Raw genomic sequence first — 24,481 nt, forward strand, 5'->3', positions numbered from 1 at the left:
CGGACGCTTCCTTTGTACTCACCCGAGAGACTCTCTCAGGCTTTCCTCCGGGCGCTTCCCTTCGGTCTTGCGTTTCCGACTCTATCAGATCTTTTTCTCGATCCGATTCCCTGTCGGCGGGATTGTGTCGAGGGCTTCTGGCTTTCGCCTGTCGGCCTTTCGACATTCACTACGTTAGCCGATCCCCTCGCCAACTCATAATCGAGTTCCGCCGAGTTCGAATTCGAGCATGCGGGCACATCGAATTCGACCCCGCTGAGGGGCGTCGTAGGTAGTGGGTTGGCCGCTTCCGGCTGCAGGCGATCGCCGTACCCGGTTCAAGCGGCTCGGGCCACGTTACGCGTCTGCCGGGGGCGAGTCAACTTCGTCGGCGCCTCGGGACATGGGCCCTGTAGGGGCTCACCGTCGGGTCGGCGGCGATCCAGTAGCGCCAGGGGTGGACGGCTCCGTCGCCGGAGACTCCCGTGCGGGGCCCGTTACGTACCTGGTCATGAGGAACGGGGGTGCCCGTCAGGATGCGGAGGGGGGTGTCTCCGGGGGTGCAGGCGTCGGTGCCGTCGAGGGCTCGGTCCACGTCCAGGGCCGTCGCGAGACGTGCGGGGCCTTTGGCCAGTTCCTTGTCATTGCGGGCCGATAGTCGACGGGTGCGTGCCAGCTCGGCGCCCTCGACGATCTCGCCGGCGCGGAGGAGTACGGCGCTCGCTCTGCCGTCGGGGCCGCAGACGAGGTTCATGCAGTGCCACATGCCGTAGGTGAAGTAGACGTACACGTGCCCGGGCGGACCGAACATCACGCTGTTGCGGGCCGTGCGGCCTCGATAGGCGTGGGAACCGGGGTCGTTCTCGCCGTCGTAGGCCTCGACCTCGGTGAGGCGGAGGGTGATCGGACCGTCCGGGGTCGTGCGGACGAGGAGGCGGCCGAGGAGGTCGGGGGCCACTTCCAGGACAGGGCGGTCGAAGAAGGACCGGGGAAGGGGCGTACGGTCGGGGGTCGCGATCATGCCCTCCGAGCGTAGTGCAGACGGGTGGGTGCGTCGGGGTGGTCGGTGGGCACTCGGCTTGCCAGGGTGGGTGTACGGAACCGGCCACGGTCGGATCGCGTTTGTAGGGATCAAGGATCCCGTCACAGAGGTCGTAGAGGGAGAGTCATGGCGTTCAAGAAGCTGCTCGCGAGTCTCGGGGCCGGTGGGGCTTCGGTCGAGACGGTGCTGACGGAGGTCAACGTCGTCCCGGGCGGCGTCGTCCAGGGCGAGGTGCGCATCCAAGGCGGGGCCGTCAACCAGCAGATCGAGGGGCTGTCGGTCGGGCTGCAGGCCAAGGTCGAGGTCGAGAGCGGCGACCAGGAGTACAAGCAGGACATCGAGTTCACCAAGCAGCGTCTCGGCGGGGCGTTCGAGCTGCAGGCGAACGCGGTGCACGCCGTGCCGTTCGGTCTGGAGATCCCGTGGGAGACGCCGATCACGATGATCGACGGGCAGGCGCTGCGCGGGATGAACATCGGTGTGACCACCGAGCTGGAGATCGCGCGGGCCGTGGACTCCGGCGACCTGGACCCGATCAACGTGCACCCGCTGCCGGCGCAGAAGGCGATCCTCGACGCGTTCATCCAGCTGGGCTTCCGTTTCAAGAACGCGGACCTGGAGCGCGGTCTCATCCGGGGTACGCGGCAGAAGCTGCCGTTCTACCAGGAGATCGAGTTCTTCCCGCCGGCGCAGTACCGGGGGCTGAACCAGGTCGAGCTGAGTTTCGTGGCCGACGCGCAGGCGATGGACGTCGTACTGGAAATGGACAAGAAGCCGGGGCTGTTCAGCGAGGGCAGTGACACCTTCCGGTCGTTCCAGGTGGGGCTGAACGACTACCAGGGGACCGACTGGACGGCGTACCTCAACCAGTGGCTGTCCGAGGTCGGCAGCAAGCGCAACTGGTTCTAGTTCAGGCGGGCGATCGTCGCGGAGAGGGCCTGGAGCGCCGTGGATGCTCCGGGCCCTCTCGCCGTGTGCGCGCGCGGCGGGTGACAGATCGCCGATCGGCGCGGGAGTGACCGGATGTGACGCCCTGTTGGTCGTAGGCTCGCGGATGGATCTCTTTCCGACTGATCAGGAGGTATCGAGGTGACCGAGCTGAAGAGGCGGCCGCTGCCCCACGACTTCCATCCGCCGGTGCCGTCGTTCACGGTCACGAGCGATGACGTGCAGGAGGGGGCGACGCTCAAGGCCGCTCAGGTTCACGCGGAGGGCAACACCTCGCCGCAGCTGCGGTGGGAGGGGTTCCCGCCGGAGACGAAGAGCTTCGCCGTGACCTGCTACGACCCGGACGCGCCGACGGGCAGCGGGTTCTGGCACTGGGTGCTGTTCGACATCCCGGCCTCGGTGACCGAGCTGCCGGCGGGTGCGGGCAGCGGCAAGTTCGAGGGCCTGCCGGCGGGCGCCGTGCACGTGCGCAACGACTACGGGTCGAAGGACTTCGGCGGGGCCGCGCCGCCGCCCGGGGACGGGCCGCACCGGTACGTCTTCACGGTGTACGCGGTCGACAAGGAGAAGCTCGGACCGGATGCCGACGCCTCGCCGGCCGTCGTCGGGTTCAATCTGCGGTTCCACGCGATCGCGCGCGCCCAGCTGATCGGTGAGTACGAGAACCCCGCGAAGGGCTGAGGAAGCGGCAGAGTCAGCTCATCGTTCATTCAACGTTTGCCCGCCCCTGGTCTTGGAAGTGATCAGGGGCGGGCATTTTTGTTGCCGGGGGTCGCGGGGGTCACCCCCCGTGGGAGCAGCAGATATTGCGTTGTCCATCTCGGCGTGCCCGGCCAGAGTTGATCCCAGCCCGCCAGGGGGTGGGCCGGTGCACACGGGAGGTGGGCTGGTATGCGGGACACGCTGGTACTGAACGCGAGCTTCGAGCCGCTGTCGACGGTGACGTTGAACCGAGCCGTCGTTCTGGTGCTTCAGGACAAGGCCGTCGTCGAGCAGGCCCACCCCGAACTGCGGATGCGCGGCGCCGAGGTCGACATACCGGCGCCCCGGGTGATCAGGTTGTGCAGGTACGTACGGGTGCCGTTCCGAAGACAAGCGCCGTGGTCGAGGCGGGGTGTGCTGGTCAGGGACCGGCACCGGTGCGCGTACTGCGGGCGGCGGGCGACGACCGTGGATCACGTGGTGCCGCGGGCGCAGGGTGGGCAGGACTCGTGGCTGAACACGGTCGCGTCGTGCGCGGAGGACAATCACCGCAAGGCGGACCGGACGCCGGAGCAGGCGGGGATGCCCTTGCTGCGGCTGCCGTTCGAGCCCACGCCGCAGGACGCGATGTTGCTGGCGCTGGGGCAGGACGACCTGGCCGCGCTGCCGGAGTGGCTGACGGGTGAGGCTGCCTAGCGGTTCGCCGTAGGACTTCGGGTTGTTCATGGGCTGCGGGCTGCCGGCGCAGCAACGGGCGGTTCCCCGACCTCCTAGAGGTGCGGGGAACCGCCCGTTGCTGCGCCGGCAGTTGTCAGTCGATCGACGGCTTCTCCCGGCGCTCCGTGCCGTTGCCGGTGCCGGACGAGCCTCCGCCGTTGGAACCGCCGCCCAGAGGGCCGAAGTTGCCCATGGCTCCGGAGAGGCCCTTGAGGGCGTCGCCGATTTCGCTGGGGACGATCCAGAGCTTGTTGGCGTCGCCCTCGGCGATCTTCGGGAGCATCTGGAGGTACTGGTAGGACAGGAGCTTCTGGTCCGGGTCGCCGGCGTGGATCGCCTCGAAGACCGTGCGGACGGCCTGGGCCTCACCCTCGGCGCGCAGCGCGGCTGCCTTGGCCTCACCCTCGGCGCGCAGGATCTGGGACTGCTTCTCGCCCTCGGCGGTGAGGATCGCGGCCTGGCGCGTACCTTCGGCGGTGAGGATCGCGGCGCGCTTGTCACGGTCGGCGCGCATCTGCTTCTCCATCGAGTCCTGGATGGAGGTGGGCGGTTCGATCGCCTTGAGCTCGACGCGGTTGACGCGGATGCCCCACTTGCCGGTTGCCTCGTCGAGGACGCCGCGCAGGGCCGCGTTGATCTCCTCGCGGGAGGTCAGGGTGCGCTCGAGGTCCATGCCGCCGATGATGTTGCGCAGCGTGGTGACGGTGAGCTGCTCGATCGCCTGGATGTAGCTGGCGACTTCGTAGGTGGCGGCGCGGGCGTCGGTCACCTGGTAGTAGATGACGGTGTCGATGTTGACGACCAGGTTGTCCTGGGTGATGACCGGCTGCGGCGGGAACGGCACGACCTGTTCGCGCAGGTCGATGCGGTTGCGGATGGTGTCGATGAACGGGACGACGATGTTGAGGCCCGCGTTGAGTGTGCGCGTGTAGCGGCCGAAGCGCTCCACGATGGCGGCACTTGCCTGCGGGATGACCTGGATCGTCTTGATCAGGGCGATGAAGACCAACACCACCAGAATGATCAAGACGATGATGACCGGTTCCATCGTGCTCCCCGTACCCTTCTCCGCCTCGGCGCTTTCGGAAGATCTTATGGCTGTTGAAGATCTTGCTGGTCGAGTCTGACAGACCGTCGTCCGGCTCGTGGTGCGTTCGGTTCACTTGCGTCGTGCGGGAGTTGTGCAAGGTCAGATGACGATCGCCGTGGCCCCCTCGATGTCCACGACGTCGACTTCCTGGCCGACGTCGTAGGTGCGGTCGGTGTCGAGGGCGCGGGCCGACCAGACTTCACCGGCCAGCTTGATGCGTCCGCCGGAACCGTCGACCCGCTCCAGCACGACGGCCTGTTTGCCCTTCAACGCGTCCACGCCCGTGGCGAGTTGGGGTCGCTGCGCGCTGTGCCGGGCCGCGATGGGCCGTACGACGGCGATGAGAGCGACCGACACGGCGACGAACACGAGCACTTGGGCGACGGTTCCGAGGCCGAGACCCGCGCCGACCGCGGCCGCGACGGCGCCGACCGCGAGCATGCCGAATTCAGGCATCGCGGTCACCACGAGCGGGATTCCGAGCGCTGCCGCGCCGACGAGCCACCACACCCACGCGTCGATGTCGTTCACGCGTTCATGGTAGGACCGCGGTCCTGCCGCCGACAGGGCGCGAAGGGGGGCGGTCAGGACGGCCGTCGGGACAGTGGTCGGTGAGGCGGTCGGGGCGGTGGCCGGTGAGGCGGTCAGGACAGCGGCAGGCCCTGGGCGGTCCAGCGGTCGCCGACCTGCTCCACGACGAGGGGGAGGCCGAAGCAGTGGGAGAGGTTGCGGGAGGTGAGCTCCAGCTCGACCGGGCCGGCGGCGAGGACCTTGCCCTGGCGGATCATGAGGACGTGGGTGAAGCCGGGGGCGATCTCCTCGACGTGGTGCGTCACCATGATCATCGACGGGGCGATGGGGTCGCGGGCGAGACGGCCGAGCCGGCGCACGAGGTCCTCGCGGCCGCCGAGGTCCAGGCCGGCGGCGGGCTCGTCGAGGAGCAGCAGCTCGGGGTCGGTCATCAGGGCGCGGGCGATGAGGGTGCGCTTGCGCTCGCCCTCGGAGAGGGTGCCGAACTTCCGCTCGAGGTAATCGCTCATGCCGAGTCGGTCGAGGAAGGCGCGGGCGCGCTGCTCGTCGACCGCCTCGTACTCCTCCTGCCAGCCGGCCGTCATGCCGTACGCCGCGGTCAGGACGGTCTGCAGGACGGTCTGGCGCTTGGGGAGCTTGTCGGCCATGGCGATGCCGGCCATGCCGATGCGGGGACGCAGCTCGAAGACGTCGGTGCCGGGCTTGCCGAGGGTCTCGCCGAGGATGGTGGCGGTGCCCTTGCTGGGGTAGAGGTAGCTGGACGCGACGTTCAGCAGGGTCGTCTTGCCCGCTCCGTTGGGACCGAGGATGACCCAGCGCTCGCCCTCCTTGACCGACCAGGAGACCTGGTCCACCAGAGCCCGGCCCTCGCGGACCACGGATACGTCCTGAAGCTCCAGAACATCGCTCATGAGCGCGTTGTCTCCCCTTGCAGTGTGGCCGGACTCGGTCGTCGCGTACGCCTGTGGCTCGGACCGCCGCGCGCGGGTGGGCGCGGCCCTCCAGGAAAATCTACGCCACCGGTCGGGGAAGCCGTTCCATCGGTCCGGTCCTTAGGGTGGGGGCATGCTCTCGGAACCGCGCTCTGGTCGCCTTGCCGCTTGGGGAAATGCACTCTTGGCCGGACTTGTCTCTCCGGACGACGCCGTGCTCGCCGTCGTCGGCGAGGACGCCGTGCACCGGGTGGAGGGGTTGCCCGGCGAGGCGGCGCCCGTCGGTCTCACGCTGGCGCTGGGGCGGCTGCGGGCGCTGGGGGTGAAGGGGCTGCGGGTGGCGTTGCCCGCGCCCGGGCATCCGCTGGGGCTGAGCGGGCCGCCGGAGTTCAACGCGCGGGCGCTGGAGGCGGAGGAGGCCGTGGTGTGCCACGGGGCTGCGCTGGGGCTGGTGCCCGAGGTGCACGAGGCCGGGCCCTCGGGCGATGTGCACGCCGAGGTGGTGTGGCACTGCCTCGCGGTGCGGGAGGCGCCGCCTGCCGACGTGCCGTCGCTGGGTGAGGCCGAGCGGGAGCTGGCGGAGGCGTTGCGGGAGGCCACGGCGGTGTTGTCGCGGTTGGACGTGGCGGCGTCGGGGCCGGTGGCGGAGGCGGCGATCGACGCGTACCGGGCTCGGGCGGAGCGGGGGCGGGAGGTGTTGGCGCCGGGGTATCCGCCTCGGGCTGTGCGGGTGCTGGAGTTGGCGCAGCGGGTGGGGTTGTTGATCTCCCTTGCCTTGGAGAGGGGGCATGGGGGTGCGGTGAGTGCGTCGGAGATGGTGGCTCGGGGGGAGGCGCTGCGGCCGGTGGAGCGGACGGCTCGGCGGGCGCAGGTTGCTGCGTACAACGCGTATGTGGAGGAGATGGAGCGGGGGGTGCGGTGAGGTTGGGGGCGGCGCTGTGAGGTTGGGGGCAGGGCAGGGCGGGGGGTGAGGTTGGGGCGCGGTGCGGTCGGGGGTGCGGTGCGGTCAGGTCGGGTGAGGCGGGCGTCGGTCGGGTGGTGGCCGGGGCGGTGCTGGGAGGTGGGGTGCGCAGCCCGGCGCTGACGGGGTGCCGCCGCGCCCACCCGTGCCGCCCCAGGCGGCACGACTGCCCGCGGATTGACGGCTTCGGGGCGGGCGGCACGGGTCGACGGGGCACCGGCGATCGGCGTGCGGCGAGGCCTCGACGACGGTTGAACGGCCAGGGGCGGCGCGGATTGACGGTTACGGGGCAGCGGGGATCGGCGGCTTCGGGGCGGGGCGAGGTCTCCGCCGCCGTTCGCCGGGGATCGGCGGCTTCGGGTGGGGCGGGGAAGGGCCCCGCGTCGGGGGACGTGGGGCCCTGTGGGGTGTTGAGCAGCGTGGGGAGTGGTCGGGACGGTGCGGGGGTCGGTCCCGGCTCTGTCCGTTCTGGTTGTTGGGGTGACGAGCGGACCGGCCTCCCCCGGCGCGTTGCCGGTGGAGGCCGGTGGTGCTGCGGGGTGCGGGAGGGTCTCAGTGGTTGAGGCCCGTGTTGCCGAAGGCCGGGTTCAGCGCGCCGATGACGTTGACGCTGTTGCCGACGGCGTTGACCGGGATGTGCACCGGAGCCTGGACGACGTTGCCCGAGCCGACGCCCGGCGAGCCCTTGGCCGCGCCGGCCGCCGAGGCGCCGCCGGTGGCGGAGGCCATGCCGGCGCCCGCGGCCACCAGGCCGCCGGCCACCATCGTCACGGCCACTGCCTTCTTCAGGTTCTTCACTTCTCATGCCTCCTAGCGACTGCCGCGGCAGTCGCCGCGGCACGCACTGGAGAACGGCGGAGAGCGGCGGAGGATGCGCCATGTGGGGGACATTCCCACGACGGTATGAATCTCGGACCGGAGGTAACTCGTCCGCATCAGCGCCACCCCCTGCCCCCGGTGGTGCGCCGGAGCGTGTTTCAGCCGGTCACGCCATGGCGTACGGCCCACAGGGCCGCCTGGGTGCGGTCGGCGAGATCGAGCTTCATCAGGATGTTCGAGACGTGGGTCTTGACGGTCTTCTCCGACAGCACGAGGGCTCGGGCGATCTCGCGGTTGGAGCGGCCGTCCGCTATCAGGCCGAGCACCTCGCGCTCCCGTTCCGTGAGCGAACCGCCTCTGCCCTGGCCGGAGTTGGCCTCCTCCTGGGAGAGGAGGGCACCGGCGACCTCCGGCTGGAGCAGGATGTGGCCGGCGTGGACCGAGCGGATGGCGCCGGCGAGCGCCTCTGGATCCACGTCCTTGTAGACGTACCCGGCGGCGCCCGCGCGCAGGGCGGGAACCACGGTGCGCTGTTCGGTGAAGCTGGTGACGATCAGCACGCGCGCGGGGTTGTCGAGTTCGCGGAGCTTGCGGAGCGCCTCCACGCCGTCCATGCCGGGCATCTTGACGTCCATCAGGACGACGTCGGGCTTCAGCTCCTCGGCGCGGGCGACTCCTTCGGCGCCGTCGGAGGCCTCGCCGACGACCTCGATGTCGTCCTGCACCTCCAGGAAGGTGCGCAGGCCCCGGCGGACGACCTGGTGGTCGTCGACGAGCAGCACCTTGATTGGGTCAGCCACCGGGGGCCTCCATCTCGATCGTGGTGCCCTTGCCGGGCGCCGATTCCACCGTCAGGCTGCCGCCGATGCCGCTCGCCCGGTCGCGCATGGACACCAGGCCGAGATGGCGGCCGGCCCTGCGGACGGTCGTGGGGTCGAAGCCGCTTCCGTCGTCCGTGACGCGCAGGAGCGTGTCGGAGCCGCGCTTGTGGAGGGTCACTTCGACGTGCTCCGCGCCGGAGTGGCGCAGCGCGTTGTGCAGGGCCTCCTGGGCGACGCGCAGCAGGGCCTCCTCCTGGGCGGCGGGCAGGGCGCGGACGCCGTGGCTGCTGAAGGTGACGCGCGCGGAGTGGGCGCGGTCGAGGACCTGTATCTGGGTGCGGAGGGTGGCGACGAGGCCGTCCTCGTCGAGGGCAGCGGGACGCAGTTCCACGACGGCGGCGCGCAGTTCGTCGGCGGCCTCGGCGGCGAGCGCGGCGACCTGCTGGAGTTCGCCCTTGGCGCGGGAGGGGTCGCGGTCGACCAGGGCGGAGGCGGCCTGGGCGGTCAGGCGCAGGGAGAACAGCTTCTGGCTGACCGCGTCGTGCAGTTCGTGGGCCAGCCGGGAGCGCTCCTCGGCGATGGTCAGTTCGCGGCTGCGCTCGTACAGGCGGGCGTTGGTGAGGGCGATCGCGGCGTGCTGGGCGAGGATGGAGAGGAGTTCCTCGTCGTCCTCGGTGAAGCCGCAGGTCCCCTCCGGTTTCGGGCACGGGGGGTGTCCCTCCGCAGGACGCAGCTTGTTGGCGAGGAAGAGGGCGCCGATGACCTCGTCGCCGTCGCGGATGGGCAGGCCGAGGAAGTCGGACATGTCGGGGTGGGCGGAGGGCCAGCCCTCGAAGCGCGGGTCCTTGCGCACGTCGGCGAGGCGCTCGGGCCTGGCTTCGTGCAGCATCGCGGCCAGGATGCCGTGCTGGCGGGGCAGGGGGCCGATGGCCTTCCACTGCTCCTCGCTGACGCCGTCGACGACGAACTGGGCGAAGCCGCCGTGGTCGTCCGGGACGCCGAGCGCGGCGTACTGCGCGTCGAGCAGTTCGCGGGCCGAGGCGACGATCGTCTTGAGGACGTCGCGCACCTCGAGGTGCCTGCTCATGGCCAGCAACGCGGAACTCACCGCGGCCAGGCCGGACCGGGGGCCTTGACTCATGCCCTCACGGTACCGGCGAGGTGCGACAGCGGGGATCGGACCGGTGGCGGCCGCGGGTGGGGCCGGAGACCTAGGGCCGCAGACCTCGGTACTGGGGCGTAGGGCCGGGGCCGGGGTGCGGGGGCGTACGACGAAGGGCCCCGGTGTCTCCCTTCCCTCGTCCGAGGCGGGGCGGGCGGTCCGGTTCCTACGGTGAGGCCACCGCCGAGTGGCGGCGGATCGGACGAGGGGACGGGTGTCATGCCGGTGGCGATCATCACGGGGGCGTCTAAGGGGCTGGGGCGGGCGCTGGCCGAGGCGCTGGCCGCGCGGGGCTGGGACCTGGTGCTCGACGCCAGGACGGCGGAGGTGCTGAAGGAGGCGGCGGCCGTGGTCGGGGAGCACGGGACGCGGGTCGAGGCGGTCGTGGGGGACGTCACGGATTCCGCGCACCGGTCCGCGCTGGTGGCGGCCGCCTGGCGGCTCGGCGGCTGCGATCTGCTGGTGAACAACGCGAGCGCGCTGGGTGCCGAGCCGCTGGTCCGGCTGGAGGATCTGCCGCTGGACGGGCTGCGCCGGGCGCTGGAGGTGAACGTCGTGGCCGCGCTGGGTCTGGTCCAGGAGGCGTTGCCCCTGCTGCACGGGGCGCGGGCGGGCGGTTCGGTGATCACCGTGAGCTCGGACGCGGCAGCGGAGGCGTACGCGACGTGGGGCGGTTACGGGGCCTCGAAGGCGGCCCTCGACCAGCTCGCGGCGGTGCTCGGCGAGGAGGAGCCGGAGCTGCGGGTGTGGGCGGTGGACCCGGGGGACATGGCCACGGACCTGTATGCCACGGCCGTACCGGAGGACGACGGTCCGAGGCCGGAGCCGGGCAGTGTGGTGCCGGCGTTCCTGCGGTTGCTGGACGAGCGGCCGGCGAGCGGGCGGTACGGGGCGCCGGCCCTGCTGGAGGGGCGGCGATGACCCTGGCCCTGCACGTTCCGGAGGGTTTGTCGGCGCGCGTTCCGGCCGAGCAGCGTGGCCCGGGGCGGGACCGGGACTCCGTGCGGCTGCTGGTGACGCGGGGGACGGACGTCGCGCATCACGTGTTCCGGGAGCTTCCCCGGCTGCTGCGGGCCGGGGACCTGCTCGTGGTGAACACCTCGCCGACGCTGGCGGCCGCGGTGGACGGGCGGCTGGGGCACGCGCGCGTGGTGGTGCACTTCTCCACGCGGGGGGACGACGGTCGGTGGGCGGTCGAGCTGCGGGAGCCGGACGGGAGGGGAACCACACGCGCGCGTGCGGGAGGGCCGGCGGGGGCGGAGGTACGGCTGGCGGGAGGTGCGCGGCTGGTGCTGGAGGAGGCGTTGGGCGGCAGCGGACGGCTGTGGTGGGCGCGGGTGTCCGGCGGGACGGTCCTGGGCCTGCTGCGGGAGCACGGGCGGCCCATTCGTTACTCCTATACGGAGCGGGACCAGCCGTTGTCCGCGTATCAGACGGTGTTCGCGCTGCCGTCGGCCGACGGGGCGGGGAGTGCCGAGATGCCGAGTGCCGCCCGGCCTTTCACGGCGCGTCTCGTGGCGGAGCTGGTGAGCCGGGGGGTGCAGTTCGCGCCGGTCACGCTGCACACGGGGGTGGCTTCGGCGGAGGCGCACGAGCCGCCGTATCCGGAGCGGTTCGCGGTGCCCGAGGCGTCGGCGCGGCTGATCAACGCAGCCCGGGCCGGTGACGGACGCGTGGTCGCGGTGGGGACGACGGCGGTGCGGGCCGTGGAGTCGGCGTCCGGGTCCGACGGGGTGGTCCGCGCGCGTGAGGGGTGGACGGACCTCGTGGTCACGCCCGCGCGGGGCGTGCGGGTGGTGGACGGGCTGCTGACCGGGCTGCACGAGCCCGAGGCCTCGCATCTGCTGATGCTGGAGGCGGTGGCGGGACGGGTCGCGATCGAGCGGGGCTACGAGGAGGCTCTCCGCGGGCGCTACCTGTGGCACGAGTTCGGGGACGTGCACCTCGTCCTCCCGGCGGAGAACGCTCACCGAGCGCATTGCTTGAGCAACCTGGAGTGAGCTGAGCGAGGGACCGGTGTGAGCCCGCGCATAGGGTGCACGTCACGTACTAAGACCCATAGGAGTGAAAAGAGCACGGTGTGAACGGGACAGACGGCCTGGTCTGTCCCGTTTTGCCCTTCCCTGATCCACTATGAGGCTTCGTACATCACACCTTTGCCTGCGAATTTTGCGGCCGCTAACAATTACTGCCGTCGCTCAGCGCCGCGGTTTCCCCCCGCGACGTTCGTGCCGAAAGCACCCGTGTCCGCCGACGGACAAACAGAGCGACCTCCGCGCAATCCGAAGAGGTCCTTCACCATGCCCAAGAACACTCACAAGATCGCGATCGCCGGTGTCACCACGCTCGGTGCCGCCGCCCTCGCCTTCTCCGTGGTGCCGGCGGACGCCAGGACGACCACGACGGACGCCGTCCCGTCCGCCCGCGTCGCCTACAGCTCCGAGCAGGTGAAGGACGTCAAGGCCAGCGTGACCGACCAGCTGGCGGGCGCCAGCCTGAAGGTCGAGGCCATCGAGGCGAAGAAGCAGGCCGCGGCCGCCGCCGTGGCCAAGAAGAAGGCCGCCGCCGCTGCCGCCGCCGCGCAGAAGAAGGCCGCGGCCGCCGCGCAGAAGAAGGCCGCCGAGAGGGCCGCCGCCGAGCGCGAGGCGCAGGAGATCGCGAGCCGGGCCGCGAAGCGCGCCGTGATGGCGAAGGCCGTCTCGAAGAGCTACTCGAACAACCTCGACGGCTGGATCCGTGAGTCGCTCGACATCATGAAGAAGCACGGCATCCCGGGCTCCTACGAGGGCATCCACCGCAACATCATGCGGGAGTCCTCCGGCAACCCGAACGCCATCAACAACTGGGACATCAACGCCATCAACGGCGTCCCCTCGAAGGGGCTGCTGCAGGTCATCCCGCCGACCTTCAAGGCCTACCACGTCCCCGGCACCTCCTGGAACATCTACGACCCGGTCGCCAACATCACCGCCGCCTGCAACTACGCGGCCGACCGGTACGGCTCCATGGACAACGTCAACAGCGCGTACTGAGCCTCCGCGCACGCCGAAGGGCGGCACCCCGGCCGGGGTGCCGCCCTTCGGCGTCGTACGAGGACGACTACTTCCGCATGACCTCCGGCTCGTGGCGGCGCAGGAAGCGGGCCACGAAGAAGCCGCAGATCACGCCGAGGGCGATCAGGGCGGCCATGTCCAGACCCCAGGCGCCGAGGGTGTGGTCCCACAGCGGGTCGGTGTCGCCGCCCTCCTTGGGCGGGCTGATCTTGTTGAAGTCCAGCGTGGCGCCGGCGGCGGCGACCGCCCAGCGCGACGGCATCAGGTACGAGAACTCGTTGACGCCGATCGAGCCGTTCAGCGTGAAGAGGCAACCCGTGAACACGACCTGGATGATCGCGAACATGACCAGCAGCGGCATGGTCTTCTCGGCCGTCTTCACCAGCGAGGAGATGATCAGGCCGAACATCATCGAGGTGAAGCCCAGCGCCATGATCGGGATGGAGAGCTCGATCATGGTGGCGCTGCCGAGGACCAGGCCCTCCTCCGGGATCTCGCGGCTCGCGAAGCCGATGACGCCCACCAGCAGGCCCTGGAAGACGGTGATCAGGCCGAGCACGAACACCTTGGACATCAGATACGCGGAACGCGACAGGCCGGTCGCGCGCTCCCGCTCGTAGATGACCCGTTCCTTGATCAGCTCACGCACGGAGTTGGCGGCGCCGGCGAAGCAGGCGCCGACCGCGAGGATCAGCAGGACGGTGGTGGCCGTGCCGTTCGGGATGATCCGGCCGGTCTTCGGGTTGACCGGGTTGGGCAGCAGGCTGTTGCCCGAGTCGATCAGCAGGCTCACCGCGCCCAGGACGGCCGGGAGGATCACCATCAGGGCGAGGAAGCCCTTGTCGGAGGCGATCACCGAGACGTAGCGGCGCACCAGCGTGATGAACTGGGACATCCAGCCCTGCGGCTTCGGCGGCTTCATCGCCTGCATCGGCGGCATCTGTACGGACTGCGGCGCGATGGCGTCGATGTCCGCGGCGTACATCTGGTAGTGCTGCGAGCCCTTCCAGCGGCCCGCCCAGTCGTAGTCGCGGTAGTTCTCGAAGGCGGAGAAGACGTCGGCCCAGCTGTCGTAGCCGAAGAAGTTCAGCGCCTCCTCCGGCGGGCCGAAGTACGCCACCGCACCGCCCGGCGCCATCACCAGCAGCTTGTCGCACAGGGCGAGCTCGGCGACGGAGTGGGTGACGACGAGCACCGTGCGGCCGTCGTCGGCGAGGCCGCGCAGCAGCTGCATGACGTCGCGGTCCATGCCCGGGTCGAGGCCGGAGGTCGGCTCGTCAAGGAAGATCAGCGACGGCTTGGTGAGCAGCTCCAGGGCCACCGAGACGCGCTTGCGCTGGCCGCCGGAGAGGGAGGTGACCTTCTTCTCCTTGTGGATGTCCAGCTTCAGCTCGCGCAGCACCTCGTCGATGCGGGCCTCGCGCTCCTGCGCCGTGGTGTCGGCGGGGAAGCGGAGCTTGGCCGCGTACTTGAGCGCCTTCTTGACCGTCAGTTCCTTGTGCAGGATGTCGTCCTGCGGAACCAGGCCGATGCGCTGGCGCAGCTCGGCGAACTGCTTGTACAGGTTCCGGTTGTCGTAGAGGACGTCGCCCTGGTTGGCGGGCCGGTAGCCGGTGAGCGCCTTGAGCAGGGTGGACTTGCCGGAGCCGGACGGGCCGATGACCGCGATCAGGGACTTCTCCGGGACGCCGAAGGATACGTCCTTCAGGATCTGCTTGCCGCCGTCGACGGTGACCGTCAGGTGCCGTGCGGAGAAGGAGACCTCACCGGTGTCGACGAACTCCTCGAGGCGGTCGCCGACGATCCGGAACGTCGAGTGGCCGACACCCACGATGTCGGCCGGACCGAGCAGCTGCGAGCCGCCCTTGGCGATCGGCTGACCGTTGACGTACGTGCCGTTGTGCGAGCCGAGGTCGCGGATCTCCATCCGGCCGTCGGGCGTCGAGTGGAACTCCGCGTGGTGACGGGACACCTGCAGGTCGGACACGACCAGGTCGTTCTCCAGGGCACGGCCGATGCGCATGACGCGGCCGAGGGAGAACTGGTGGAACGTGGTCGGGCTGCGGTCGCCGTACACCGGCGGCGCCCCCGCGCCGACGCCGGGGCCCTGCTGGTGCGGAACCTTCGCCACGGGCGGCTGCGGCTGCTGCCAGCCGGCCTGCGGCTGCGGCTGCTGCTGCTGCGCCCAGCCGGGGTTCGCCGCCTGCGCGGCGTACGGCTGCTGCTGCGGCTGGGCGACAGCCGCGGCGGCTCCGGAGAGGTTCAGGCGCGGCCCGTCGGTCGCGTTGCCGAGGTGCACGGCCGAGCCCGGGCCGATCTCCACCTGGTGGACCCGCTGGCCCTGCACGAACGTGCCGTTGGTGCTGCCGTGGTCCTCCAGGACCCAACCACGGCCGTTGAAGCTGATCGTGGCGTGACGCCAGGAGACCCTGGCGTCGTCGAGGACGATGTCGCCCTGCGGATCGCGTCCCAGGGTGTAGGTCCTGGACGGATCGAGCGTCCAGGTGCGTCCGTTCAATTCCAGTACGAGTTCCGGCACTCCATGCCCCACTGAGTAGTCCCCCGAGTTACCCCCATCACAGGGAGTCTAGGGATGTCGAACATCGTCGGGAACTATTTCAGGCGCGGCCCCCTGACCGAAAGTCGGGCCTTGTGAAGACCGCGCACGGGCTCATCGGCCGTTCCCGTTGACGGGGTTGAAACCCGGCCGGAGAGTGGTAAACGCACGCGAGGGGGACGGAAGCGGCGATCTTCGCCGCTCCGCACCGCGGATCGGGGGGTTCGCATGGGTGCCGGTACGGATGTCGAGGCCGTCGGGAGCGCGGAGTACGGCAAGGGTGTGCCGTGGGCGGACGTGGTGCTGTCCGCGATCGCCGCGGTGAGCTGGGCGTTGATCGGGATGGCGGGGACCGCGGCACTCGGGCTGCATCTGCTGGGGGCGGACGCGGCGGGCTCGTTGGGGCCGATGACGGCGGCGGTCGTGGCGCTCGCGGCGGGTGGTTCGGTGACGCCCTCGGGCGACGTGTCGGCCTTCGGTCTCACGGGCGCGCAGGCCGACACGGCGATCGAGATCACGCCACTGGGCGTGGGCCTGGTCGGGGCGCTGCTGCTGTCGTGGTTCTTCCTGCGGTCCCTGCGGGCGGCGGGAGTTGTCGTCGCGCCGGCCGAACTCCTCGCCCGGGCGGGCGCGGTGGCCGCGCTGTTCGTGGCCATGCTGGGCGGGCTGGCCTGGGCGGGGCACGACGTCATCACGATCGACGGGGGCGCGCTGGGGCTGGACGGCCTGCCCGGCGGGGACGGCGGCGGAGGCGGCGGAGGTGCCGGGATCCCCGGGCTTGGTGAACTCGGGGACATCGGCGGGCTGCTGCCGGACCGGATCGGGGATCTGGTCGACGCTCAGGCGGCCGTCGGCTTCACCGTCGACACGGTTCCGACGCTGCTCGGTGGGCTGGGCTGGTCGGTGGCAGTCCTGACGATCGCCCTGCTGGCCTCGCGCCGTACGCCGCTTCCGCGCGGGTGGCAGGCCGTGCACCGGGTGGTACGGCCCGCCGTGTCCGCCGTCGTCACGGTGCTGCTGGTGGCCGTGGCGGCCGGCTTCGCCGCGGCCGCGTACGCGGCGATCGGCGACGACCGTCCGAAGCGGATCGCGGGAGCAGCGCTGCTCGGCGCGCCGAACGGGGTCTGGCTCGGCGTCGACATCGGCCTGTGGGTGCCGTGGGACGGCCGCGCGTCGGGCGCCCTGACCGGCGTGCTGCCGGACCCGCTGGACGAGTTGCTGGGCGTGGGGACCGAACAGTCGGTGACGCTGGGGCGCCTGGCCGAACTCGACGCCCGCGTGTGGCTGTTGGGTGCCGCGACGACTGTGATGATGCTGTCGGCGGGGGTGTTGATGGGCGCGCGGACGCCGTTCGGCGGGACACGGGGTGCGGGCGTCCGCGGTTTCGTCGGGCGCTGCGCGCTGCGGTTGGGGCTGGTGACCGCGGTGACGCTGCCGCTGCTCGCCCGGCTGACGGACGTGTCCGTGGGCGCCTCCCTGTCCGTCCTCGGGTTCGACGCGTTCGACGCCGGCCTCGAGTTGCGCGGGCACCTCGGCCTGGCCTTGCTGCTCGGCGCCGTGTGGGGCGCGGGGGCGGGCGCCGCCGGCGCGGCGCTGGCCTGCGCGACGGGCGCGGCGGGGCGACGGGCGGCCCCGCTGGCACTGGGTGACAGCGGGGCGGGGGCCGGGGCGAGGGGTGGCGGGGCGAGGGATGGCGGGGCGAGGGGTGGCGGGGTGAGCCATGGCGGGGCGGATTCGCGATCGTACGGGGATGACCGGCCGGGGGGTGCGGGGACTGCGGCGGGAGCCGGGCGGGCGTCGTACGGGGACGACCGGAGGACGGTGGCGGGGGGATCGGCAGCGGGAGCCGGGCCGGCGTCGTACGGGGACGACTGGAGGACGGTGGCGGGAGGTGCCGGGGCTGCATCCGGGCAATCGCCGCACGCGGACGATTGGTCGACGGTGGCGGGGGATGCCGGGGCTGGGACCGGGCAACCGCCGCACGGCGACGACTGGCGGATGGTCGGCGGGACGGCGACGGGGGGCCCGGGGGACGCGCGGCGCAGGGGCGAGCGGTCCGGGCCGTACGCGCCGGGCACGCCGTACCGGCCGCCCAACCCGGCGACGAATCCGTATCTGCGGGTTCCGGAAGACCTGGGTGACCCGGAGGACGCACGGCCGGAGGGCCAGGGCCGCCGGCCCTCCCCCCGCCCGCCGGGAGGTGGGCGGGGGGAGGCGGCGACCGGCGGCGAGGAGGCGGGGTGGGCCGACGGGCCGGGCGAAGGGTCCAGGTCCGGCGCGAGCCCGCCCGTGCCGCCTCCGCCCGGTTCTCGGTCGGTCTCCGGTGAGGGCGGTGTGCGGCCGGACAGCTCACGGACGGACAGCTCACGGACGGACGACTCACGGACGGACGACTCACGGACGGACGAGGCGTCCGGCCCTGGTGCCGAGCAGGCGTCGGGAGGGCCGCCGTCCCTGGGGGACCTGTACGACGCCCCCACGATGGTCCGGCCCGTCGGGCCGCCGCCCCGGGCGCCCCGGCGTCCGAGCGAGGCTCCGGGCTCGGGTGAGCGGCCGTCGCGGCCCTCGGACGAAGGACCTCCGCCGCCTCCTCCCCCGCCACCGGCCGCCCCTCCACCCGACAGGCCGAAGCGGACCCGCTGAGCCGTCCGGTCGTCACCCCGTGCGTGGAGCGCGCGCGGGGCGCGGGCGGGGCGCGGGCGGGGCGCGGGCGGGGCGCGGGCGGGGCGCGGGCGCGAGCCGCCGTCGTCCTGGCGTAAGGCGTGCGCCACCCGCATGTCACGCACTGTTCCGTGTCCGCCAGGCGGACCTCGGCGGCGGTGGGCACGGGGTGCCGGATACGGTGGGTACACCATGAGCGCTGAGCAGATCTCACCGACCGACGTCCCGACTCTCCTCGTCAAGATCTTCGGCAAGGACCGTCCGGGCATCACGGCCGGCCTCTTCGACACCCTGGCCGCCTACTCCGTCGACGTGGTCGACATCGAGCAGGTCGTCACCCGTGGCCGCATGGTGCTGTGCGCGCTCGTGACCGAGCCGCCGCGCGGGCTGGAGGGCGACCTGCGGTCGACCGTCCACAGCTGGGCGGAGTCGATGAAGATGCAGGCGGAGATCATCTCCGGCATCGGTGACAACCGCCCGCGCGGCCTCGGCCGCTCCCTCGTCACCGTGCTGGGCCACCCGCTGACCGCGGAGGCCACGGCCGCCGTCGCCGCCAAGATCACCAAGGTGGGCGGCAACATCGACCGTATCTTCCGGCTCGCCAAGTACCCGGTCACCGCCGTCGAGTTCGCGGTCTCCGGCGTGGAGACGGAGCCGCTGCGCACCGCCCTGGTCACGGACGCGGCGGCGCTCGGTGTGGACGTCGCCGTCGTGGCGGCGGGCCTGCACCGGCGCGCCCAGCGGCTCGTCGTCATGGACGTCGATTCCACGCTCATCCAGGACGAGGTGATCGAGCTCTTCGCCGCGCACGCCGGCTGCGAGGCCGAGGTCGCCGAGGTGACGGCGGCGGCGATGCGCGGCGAGCTGGACTTCGAGCAGTCGCTGCACGCGCGCGTGGCGCTGCTCGAGGGCCTGGACGCGTCGGTCGTGGAGAAGGTGCGCGCGGAGGTGCGGCTGACGCCGGGCGCGCGCACCCTCATCCGCACGCTGAAGCGGCTCGGCTATCAGGTGGGGGTCGTCTCCGGCGGCTTCACCCAGGTCACCGACGACCTCAAGGACCGGCTGGGGCTCGACTTCGCCCAGGCGAACACGCTGGAGATCGTCGACGGCAAGCTGACGGGCCGGGTCACCGGGGAGATCGTGGACCGCGCGGGCAAGGCGCGGCTGCTGCGCCGGTTCGCCGCGGAGGCGGGCGTGCCGCTGTCGCAGACGGTGGCGATCGGCGACGGCGCCAACGACCTGGACATGCTCAACGCGGCGGGTCTCGGTGTCGCCTTCAACGCCAAGCCCGTCGTCCGCCAGGCGGCGCACACCGCGCTGAACGTGCCGTTCCTGGACACGGTGCTGTATCTGCTGGGCATCACCCGCGAAGAGGTCGAGGCGGCGGACACCCACGACGAGCAGTAAGACAGCCGGAAGAAAACGTTTCGCCAAACGTCTCGGCAGTCTCGGGTGCCGACGGCGAGGGCCCGGCACCGTCGCGGTGCCGGGCCCTCGCGATGTTGGACCTTCGCAGACGCCCGACCCGCGCGGAAGCCGGAAGCGCCCGGAAGCCCGACCCATGCAGACGCCCGACCCGCGCGGAAGCCCGACCCGCACAGACTCCGGAACCGCGCAGACCCCGGAACCGCATGGAGTCCGACCCGCGCGGACGCCGCACCCTCACGGAAATTCCGACCCGCACGGAAACCCGACCCGCGCAAACGCCGCACCCGCGCGGAAACCGGACCCGCACGGAAACCGGACCCGCACGGAAGCCCAGAGTCACGTCCGTCGGAGGCTCAGTCGGAGGGCGTCCAGAAGTCGAGCAGGGTGCCCACGCCGGGCTCCACGGACTTCCAGGAGCCCTCGAAGGACACGACGGCGAAGGTGGCGGCCGGGAAGCCGCGGCGGTTCATCCGCTCCCGGGCGTCGCCCTCGTCCGCTCCGGAGAGGATGTCGGCGAGGCCGTGGATACCCGGGTTGTGGCCGACCAGGAGGACGTTGCGCACCTCGTCGGGGGTTTCGTTGAGCAGGGCGATCAGCTCGCCCGGCGAGGCCTCGTAGATCCGCTCCTCGTACACGGTTTTCGGCCGCTGCGGGAACTCCTGGACGGCGAGCTTCCAGGTCTCGCGGGTGCGCGTGGCGGTGGAGCACAGGGCCAGGTCGATGGGGATGCCGGTGTCGGCCAGCTTGCGTCCGGCGACGGCGGCGTCCTTTCGGCCCCGCTCGGCGAGCGGCCTCTCGTGGTCGTTCACCTGGGGCCAGTCGGCTTTCGCATGCCGGAAGAGGACGATCCTGCGGGGTTCTGCGACGCTCATGGCTCCCAGCTTCGCACGAAACAGGCCACGCGGCGCAGGGAGTTGACATGCGCCTTCACCGGTGGACCGGGCTGTGAAGGGTGTGCCCGGGGCGTGATCGACACGGCTAGCGCGAGAGAAGGTCCCGCACGCGCTCGACGAGGTGCGCTATCGCCGGGTCGCCGGTGGACGCGTGGGCGTCGGACGGGTGCAGTATCAGCGCGAGCAGGGTGACGAAGGCCAGGGTCGGGAGGGCGAGGGCCCACCAGGGCAGCCGGGTGCCGACGCCGCCCGGGGTGGCCGGGTGGGGCCGGGTGTGCGTGGGAGCCGACATGAGTGCCTCCGCTGTCCTCGAGTGGTCCGTGGGCCGCGTCCCGCGGTCACGATTCGAAGGTACGGATCCGGCGGCGCCCGGCCCATCCGGTGATCCACCCACTTGACCCTGACCTTGGCCCCCTAGGGGACAGGGGGGTTAACCCCACCACCAGGTCGCCGCGGCCGTCGGCGCGGGTCGGAGGGGCGGAGCAACCGAGCAGCCGAGCAGCGGAGCAGAAAGATCAGCGGGGGGGTCCGACCGTCAGGGCGAGGCGATCGTCGCGATGATCCCGATGATCACGAAGATGAGGAGGAACGAGCCGAAGACGATCAGCATCTTCTTCTGGCCGTTCTGGGGGTTCGGGTCGAGCACGGGCATGCGCCCAGTCTCGCACCCGGCGCGGGCAGCGGTGCGCCCGGGGTCAGCGGGCGGCCTCGTCCTCCACGGTGCGGTCACGTCCTGCGAGGACGCCCACGACCATCTGCGGCACCATCAGCGCCGCCATCAGGGCGAGGGGCAGGCCCCAGCCTCCGCTGTGCTGGTAGAGCACGCCCACCAGCAGGGGTCCCGGGATCGAGATCAGGTAGCCGGTGCTCTGCGCGAAGGCCGACAGCTGCGCCACGCCCGCGCCGGTCCTGGCCCGCATGCCGACCATGGTGAGGGCCAGCGGGAAGGCGCAGTTGGAGACGCCCAGCAGCAGCGCCCAGGCCCAGGCGCCGCCGGCGGGAGCGAAGTGGAGGCCGGCGTATCCGGCGAGGCCGCAGACGCCGAGCACGAGCACGATGGGGCCCTGGTGCGGCAGCCGGGCCGCCACGCGCGGGATGACGAAGGCCAGCGGCACGCCCATGACCATCGTGACGGCGAGGAGCAGACCCGCCGTGCCGGCGGCCACGCCCGCGTCCCGGTAGATCTGCGCCATCCAGCCCATGGTGATGTAGGCGGCGGTCGCCTGGAGCCCGAAGAAGACGGCGAGCGCCCAGGCCGTACGGCTCCGGGTGACGCGCGGGGCGGCCGGCGTCTCCGTGCGCGCGGAGGTCTGCTCGGCGGGAGCCGTGTCCCGCTTCCGCACCTGCGGCAGCCAGGGCAGTACGGCGGCCGCCGCCAGGACCGCCCAGACCGCGAGCCCGGGCTGCCAGCCGCCGCCCAGCGTCTCGGTCACCGGCACGGTGATCGCGGCGGCCGCGGAGGTGCCGAGGGCGAGGGCCATCGAGTACAGGCCGGTCATGGAACCGACCCGGTCGGGGAACCAGCGCTTGACGATAACCGGCATCAGGACGTTGCTGACGGCGATGCCCATGAGGGCGAGGGCGCTGGCCGCCAGGAAGCCGGCCGTACCGCCGGCGTACGGCCGTATCAGCAGGCCCGCGGTGATGGCGGCCATGCCGGCGCACACCACCGCGCCCGGCCCGAAGCGGCGGGCGAGACGGGGGGCCATGACGCCGAAGACGGCGAAGCAGAGCGGGGGCACGGAGGTGAGCAGCCCGGCCACGCTGCCGCTCATGCCGAGGCCGTCGCGGACCTCTTCGAGGAGGGCGCCGAGGCTGGTGATGGCGGGACGGAGATTGAACGCGGCCAGCACGATGCCGACCACGAGCAGCCGTTGCGCCCACGCGCGCGTGGACGCCCGCGGGGGCCCCTCGGCCATCGGGGTGCGCACGGCCGGGGGCGTCTTCGTCCGGGTTTCCTCACTAGCCATACAGCCATCATAGAATCATGGGATGATTGGTTGTCCATCCCTGGGCGCTCCTCCCCCGCCCGGACCGTGCGAAGGTGTGCCATGCCCCTGAGCCATCCCCGTCGCTCGGCACTCTCCGAGCAGGTCATCGCCGCGCTGCGCCACCAGATCACCTCGGGCGAGTGGCCGGTGGGCTCGCGCATCCCCACGGAGCCCGAGCTGGTCGAGCAGCTGGGCGTCGCCCGCAACACCGTCCGCGAGGCCGTGCGCGCGCTCGCGCACAACGGCCTGCTGGACATCCGGCAGGGCTCGGGCACGTACGTGGTGGCGACCAGCGAGCTGGCCGGCGTGATGCACCGCCGCTTCGCCGACGCCGATCCGCGGCACATCGCCGAGCTGCGCTCCACACTGGAGTCCGGCGCGGCGAAGCTGGCCGCCGTGCGGCGCACGGAGAAGGACCTGAAGCAACTGGACACGCTGCTGCTGCGGCGCGAGGAGGCGTGGGAGTCGGGCGACACGGAGGCCTTCGTCGCGGCGGACGCGACGTTTCACCTGGCGGTGGTGGCCGCCTCCCACAACGACGTCATGACCGCGATGTACGCGGACCTGGGCGAGGTGCTGCGGGACTGGCTGCGTGAGGACGTCGGCCAGGAGCTGACCCCGGAGACGTACATGGACCACACGCGGCTGGTGGACGCCCTCCGCGCCGGGGACGCGGAGCGGGCCGCCGCCGAGGCGGCGAGCTATCCGTTCCTGTGCCGGCCCGGGCGGTTCACGGCCTCCGACGGCTGACGCGCTTCACGGCACGGCCTCCGACGGCTGACGCTTTCACGTACGGCCGACGGCGGGCTGACCGCCGTGCACCGCCTCCGGCGACCCTCTGACCGCTGTGCACGTCCTCCGGTGGCCGGCCGACGCGCTCAGGTCCTCTGGTGGCTCACCCAGGCCTTGTCGACCTCCTTCCAGCACCGGCCGGTCAGCCGTACGGTCATGGCGGGTCCGACGTCGGCAGGGGCGCCGTCGGTGTCCAGGTCCCACCAGCGGGCGCACTCGATGTGCAGGCGGACGCGGTCGGTGTCGGCGTAGGGGTTGTGGCAGTAGGCGACGACATGGGAGCCGTGGACGCTGGTGCGGCACTCCGCGCCGAACGGCTCCGACGTGACGATGGCGGGTTCCGGCACTTCCGGGCGCGGTCCCCCCACGCGGGGCGCCTCCCCGCGCGCGTGGGGCAGCGCGTCGTACGGCACGGAGAGGACGAGACAGACGGCGACGGTCACTGGGGCCACGCTGCGGGACAGGCGCACAAGGGGACCTCCTCGGCCGTGCTGGGGAGGGAAGCGCGTGCGGACACGCACTTCAGCGTGCCTGGTGGTGCCCCTCCCCCGCCCGGCCAAGTGAGCCGAACGGGTGACGCCCCGCTCCCGCGCGGTGCGGGAACGGGGCGTCGGGGACGTGCGAGGGGATCAGGCGCCGATGGCGTGCAGACCGCCGTCCACGTGGATGATCTCGCCCGTGGTCTTCGGGAACCAGTCGCTCAGCAGGGCGACGACACCGCGTCCGGCGGGCTCGGGGTCCTTCAGGTCCCACTCCAGCGGGGCGCGCGTGTCCCACACGGAGGCCAGCTCGGCGAAGCCCGGGATGGACTTGGCGGCCATGGAGCCGATCGGGCCGGCCGAGATCAGGTTGCAGCGGATGTTCTGCTTGCCCAGGTCACGGGCCATGTAACGGCTGGTGGCCTCCAAGGCGGCCTTGGCCGGGCCCATCCAGTCGTACTGCGGCCAGGCGTACTGCGCGTCGAAGGTGAGGCCGACGACCGAGCCGCCGTTCTGCATCAGCGGCAGGCAGGCCATGGTGAGCGACTTCAGCGAGTAGGCCGAGACGTGCATGGCGGTGGCGACCGACTCGAACGGCGTGTTGAGGAAGTTGCCGCCGAGCGCGTCCTGCGGGGCGAAGCCGATGGAGTGCACGACGCCGTCCAGGCCGCCGAGCTCCTCGCCGACGATGTCGGCCAGCCGACCCAGGTGCTCGTCGTTGGTCACGTCGAGCTCGATGACCTTGGTGGGCTTGGGCAGCTTCTTGGCGATGCGCTCGGTCAGCGTGGGCCGCGGGAACGCGGTCAGGATGATCTCGGCACCCTGCTCCTGGGCCAGCTTGGCGGTGTGGAAGGCGATGGAGGACTCCATCAGCACACCGGTGATCAGGACGCGCTTGCCCTCGAGAATTCCGCTCATGGTGA

At 71.6% G+C, this 24,481-nt stretch carries 24 protein-coding genes; 10 read left to right on the plus strand and 14 right to left on the minus strand.

Annotation, left to right across the window (positions count from 1 at the left end):
* Nucleotides 1-358 precede the first annotated feature (358 nt).
* Nucleotides 359-1,000 (minus strand): DNA-3-methyladenine glycosylase, encoded by a 642-nt coding sequence (locus ACIHAR_RS37815; protein ID WP_365468090.1) that lies wholly within the window; start codon nt 998-1,000, stop codon nt 359-361.
* Between the two features lie 147 nt (nt 1,001-1,147).
* Between ACIHAR_RS37815 and ACIHAR_RS37820 the strand changes: the two genes are divergently transcribed.
* The 3 genes from ACIHAR_RS37820 (at nt 1,148) to ACIHAR_RS37830 (ending at nt 3,367) form a co-directional block, all read left to right on the plus strand.
* A complete protein-coding gene (locus tag ACIHAR_RS37820; RefSeq protein ID WP_365468093.1) occupies nt 1,148-1,930 on the plus strand; it encodes a sporulation protein in 783 nt (260 codons plus the stop codon).
* Nucleotides 1,931-2,110: 180 nt separating this feature from the next.
* Nucleotides 2,111-2,650, plus strand: coding sequence for a YbhB/YbcL family Raf kinase inhibitor-like protein (locus ACIHAR_RS37825; RefSeq protein ID WP_365468096.1), 540 nt, complete (start codon nt 2,111-2,113; stop codon nt 2,648-2,650).
* Nucleotides 2,651-2,860: 210 nt separating this feature from the next.
* Nucleotides 2,861-3,367, plus strand: coding sequence for an HNH endonuclease (locus ACIHAR_RS37830; RefSeq protein ID WP_365468099.1), 507 nt, complete (start codon nt 2,861-2,863; stop codon nt 3,365-3,367).
* Between the two features lie 115 nt (nt 3,368-3,482).
* Here ACIHAR_RS37830 and ACIHAR_RS37835 read toward each other — a convergent pair whose 3' ends face one another.
* From ACIHAR_RS37835 to ACIHAR_RS37845, 3 genes are all read right to left on the minus strand, one after another.
* A complete protein-coding gene (locus ACIHAR_RS37835; protein ID WP_365468102.1) occupies nt 3,483-4,436 on the minus strand; it encodes an SPFH domain-containing protein in 954 nt (317 codons plus the stop codon).
* A 141-nt stretch (nt 4,437-4,577) separates the two neighbouring features.
* Nucleotides 4,578-5,009 carry an NfeD family protein gene (locus ACIHAR_RS37840; RefSeq protein ID WP_365468104.1) on the minus strand — a complete coding sequence of 144 codons (432 nt, stop codon included), beginning with the start codon at nt 5,007-5,009 and terminating at the stop codon, nt 4,578-4,580.
* Between the two features lie 113 nt (nt 5,010-5,122).
* Nucleotides 5,123-5,920: an ABC transporter ATP-binding protein gene (locus ACIHAR_RS37845; RefSeq protein ID WP_365468107.1), complete on the minus strand. Its 798-nt coding sequence runs from the start codon at nt 5,918-5,920 to the stop codon at nt 5,123-5,125.
* A gap of 154 nt (nt 5,921-6,074) precedes the next feature.
* On the opposite strand from ACIHAR_RS37845, the gene ACIHAR_RS37850 reads away from it, so the two are divergent.
* Nucleotides 6,075-6,863 (plus strand): hypothetical protein, encoded by a 789-nt coding sequence (locus tag ACIHAR_RS37850; RefSeq protein ID WP_400023782.1) that lies wholly within the window; start codon nt 6,075-6,077, stop codon nt 6,861-6,863.
* Nucleotides 6,864-7,454: 591 nt separating this feature from the next.
* Here ACIHAR_RS37850 and ACIHAR_RS37855 read toward each other — a convergent pair.
* From ACIHAR_RS37855 to ACIHAR_RS37865, 3 genes are all read right to left on the minus strand, one after another.
* On the minus strand, nt 7,455-7,700 hold the full coding sequence (locus ACIHAR_RS37855) for a chaplin (RefSeq protein ID WP_365468113.1): 246 nt from the start codon (nt 7,698-7,700) through the stop codon (nt 7,455-7,457).
* A gap of 179 nt (nt 7,701-7,879) precedes the next feature.
* On the minus strand, nt 7,880-8,521 hold the full coding sequence (locus tag ACIHAR_RS37860) for a response regulator (protein ID WP_400023785.1): 642 nt from the start codon (nt 8,519-8,521) through the stop codon (nt 7,880-7,882).
* Nucleotides 8,514-9,683, minus strand: coding sequence for a GAF domain-containing sensor histidine kinase (locus ACIHAR_RS37865; RefSeq protein ID WP_365468119.1), 1,170 nt, complete (start codon nt 9,681-9,683; stop codon nt 8,514-8,516). Before ACIHAR_RS37865 ends, ACIHAR_RS37860 begins: the two co-directional genes overlap by 8 nt.
* A gap of 240 nt (nt 9,684-9,923) precedes the next feature.
* Between ACIHAR_RS37865 and ACIHAR_RS37870 the strand changes: the two genes are divergently transcribed.
* The 3 genes from ACIHAR_RS37870 to ACIHAR_RS37880 all read left to right on the plus strand — a co-directional run bounded on the left by ACIHAR_RS37870 (nt 9,924) and on the right by ACIHAR_RS37880 (nt 12,736).
* Nucleotides 9,924-10,625 carry an SDR family NAD(P)-dependent oxidoreductase gene (locus ACIHAR_RS37870; protein WP_365468122.1) on the plus strand — a complete coding sequence of 234 codons (702 nt, stop codon included), beginning with the start codon at nt 9,924-9,926 and terminating at the stop codon, nt 10,623-10,625.
* Nucleotides 10,622-11,704 (plus strand): S-adenosylmethionine:tRNA ribosyltransferase-isomerase, encoded by a 1,083-nt coding sequence (locus tag ACIHAR_RS37875; protein WP_400023787.1) that lies wholly within the window; start codon nt 10,622-10,624, stop codon nt 11,702-11,704. Before ACIHAR_RS37870 ends, ACIHAR_RS37875 begins: the two co-directional genes overlap by 4 nt.
* Nucleotides 11,705-12,004: 300 nt before the next feature.
* Complete coding sequence (locus tag ACIHAR_RS37880; protein ID WP_365468127.1) at nt 12,005-12,736, plus strand: transglycosylase SLT domain-containing protein; 732 nt, start codon at nt 12,005-12,007, stop codon at nt 12,734-12,736.
* 67 nt (nt 12,737-12,803) lie between these two features.
* On the opposite strand, the gene ACIHAR_RS37885 is transcribed toward ACIHAR_RS37880, so the two are convergent.
* Nucleotides 12,804-15,296, minus strand: a complete 2,493-nt coding sequence (locus tag ACIHAR_RS37885) for an FHA domain-containing protein (RefSeq protein WP_400023788.1) — start codon at nt 15,294-15,296, stop codon at nt 12,804-12,806.
* Between the two features lie 246 nt (nt 15,297-15,542).
* On the opposite strand from ACIHAR_RS37885, the gene ACIHAR_RS37890 reads away from it, so the two are divergent.
* Entirely contained in the window at nt 15,543-17,957 is a 2,415-nt protein-coding gene (locus ACIHAR_RS37890) for a streptophobe family protein (protein WP_400023790.1), read from the plus strand.
* A 210-nt stretch (nt 17,958-18,167) separates the two neighbouring features.
* Nucleotides 18,168-19,382, plus strand: a complete 1,215-nt coding sequence (serB, locus tag ACIHAR_RS37895; protein WP_365468133.1) for a phosphoserine phosphatase SerB — start codon at nt 18,168-18,170, stop codon at nt 19,380-19,382.
* Nucleotides 19,383-19,756: 374 nt separating this feature from the next.
* On the opposite strand, the gene ACIHAR_RS37900 is transcribed toward serB, so the two are convergent.
* The 4 genes from ACIHAR_RS37900 to ACIHAR_RS37915 all read right to left on the minus strand — a co-directional run bounded on the left by ACIHAR_RS37900 (nt 19,757) and on the right by ACIHAR_RS37915 (nt 22,215).
* Complete coding sequence (locus ACIHAR_RS37900; protein ID WP_400023792.1) at nt 19,757-20,275, minus strand: SixA phosphatase family protein; 519 nt, start codon at nt 20,273-20,275, stop codon at nt 19,757-19,759.
* Between the two features lie 106 nt (nt 20,276-20,381).
* Nucleotides 20,382-20,588: a hypothetical protein gene (locus ACIHAR_RS37905; protein WP_400023794.1), complete on the minus strand. Its 207-nt coding sequence runs from the start codon at nt 20,586-20,588 to the stop codon at nt 20,382-20,384.
* Nucleotides 20,589-20,831: 243 nt separating this feature from the next.
* Nucleotides 20,832-20,948, minus strand: a complete 117-nt coding sequence (locus ACIHAR_RS37910) for an SGM_5486 family transporter-associated protein (protein ID WP_365468142.1) — start codon at nt 20,946-20,948, stop codon at nt 20,832-20,834.
* Nucleotides 20,949-20,991: 43 nt separating this feature from the next.
* Nucleotides 20,992-22,215 (minus strand): CynX/NimT family MFS transporter, encoded by a 1,224-nt coding sequence (locus ACIHAR_RS37915; RefSeq protein WP_400023812.1) that lies wholly within the window; start codon nt 22,213-22,215, stop codon nt 20,992-20,994.
* 132 nt (nt 22,216-22,347) lie between these two features.
* Here ACIHAR_RS37915 and ACIHAR_RS37920 point away from each other — a divergent pair, with 132 nt between their 5' ends.
* Entirely contained in the window at nt 22,348-23,037 is a 690-nt protein-coding gene (locus ACIHAR_RS37920; RefSeq protein ID WP_365468145.1) for a FadR/GntR family transcriptional regulator, read from the plus strand.
* A gap of 128 nt (nt 23,038-23,165) precedes the next feature.
* Here the strand turns inward: ACIHAR_RS37920 and ACIHAR_RS37925 are convergent, their stop codons facing one another.
* Complete coding sequence (locus tag ACIHAR_RS37925) at nt 23,166-23,549, minus strand: hypothetical protein (RefSeq protein WP_365468148.1); 384 nt, start codon at nt 23,547-23,549, stop codon at nt 23,166-23,168.
* A 159-nt stretch (nt 23,550-23,708) separates the two neighbouring features.
* Complete coding sequence (gene fabI, locus ACIHAR_RS37930; RefSeq protein ID WP_351064757.1) at nt 23,709-24,476, minus strand: enoyl-ACP reductase FabI; 768 nt, start codon at nt 24,474-24,476, stop codon at nt 23,709-23,711.
* Between the last annotated feature and the right edge of the window lie 5 nt (nt 24,477-24,481).

The sequence above is a fragment of the Streptomyces sp. NPDC052016 genome (assembly GCF_044548445.1).
GTDB lineage: Bacteria > Actinomycetota > Actinomycetes > Streptomycetales > Streptomycetaceae > Streptomyces.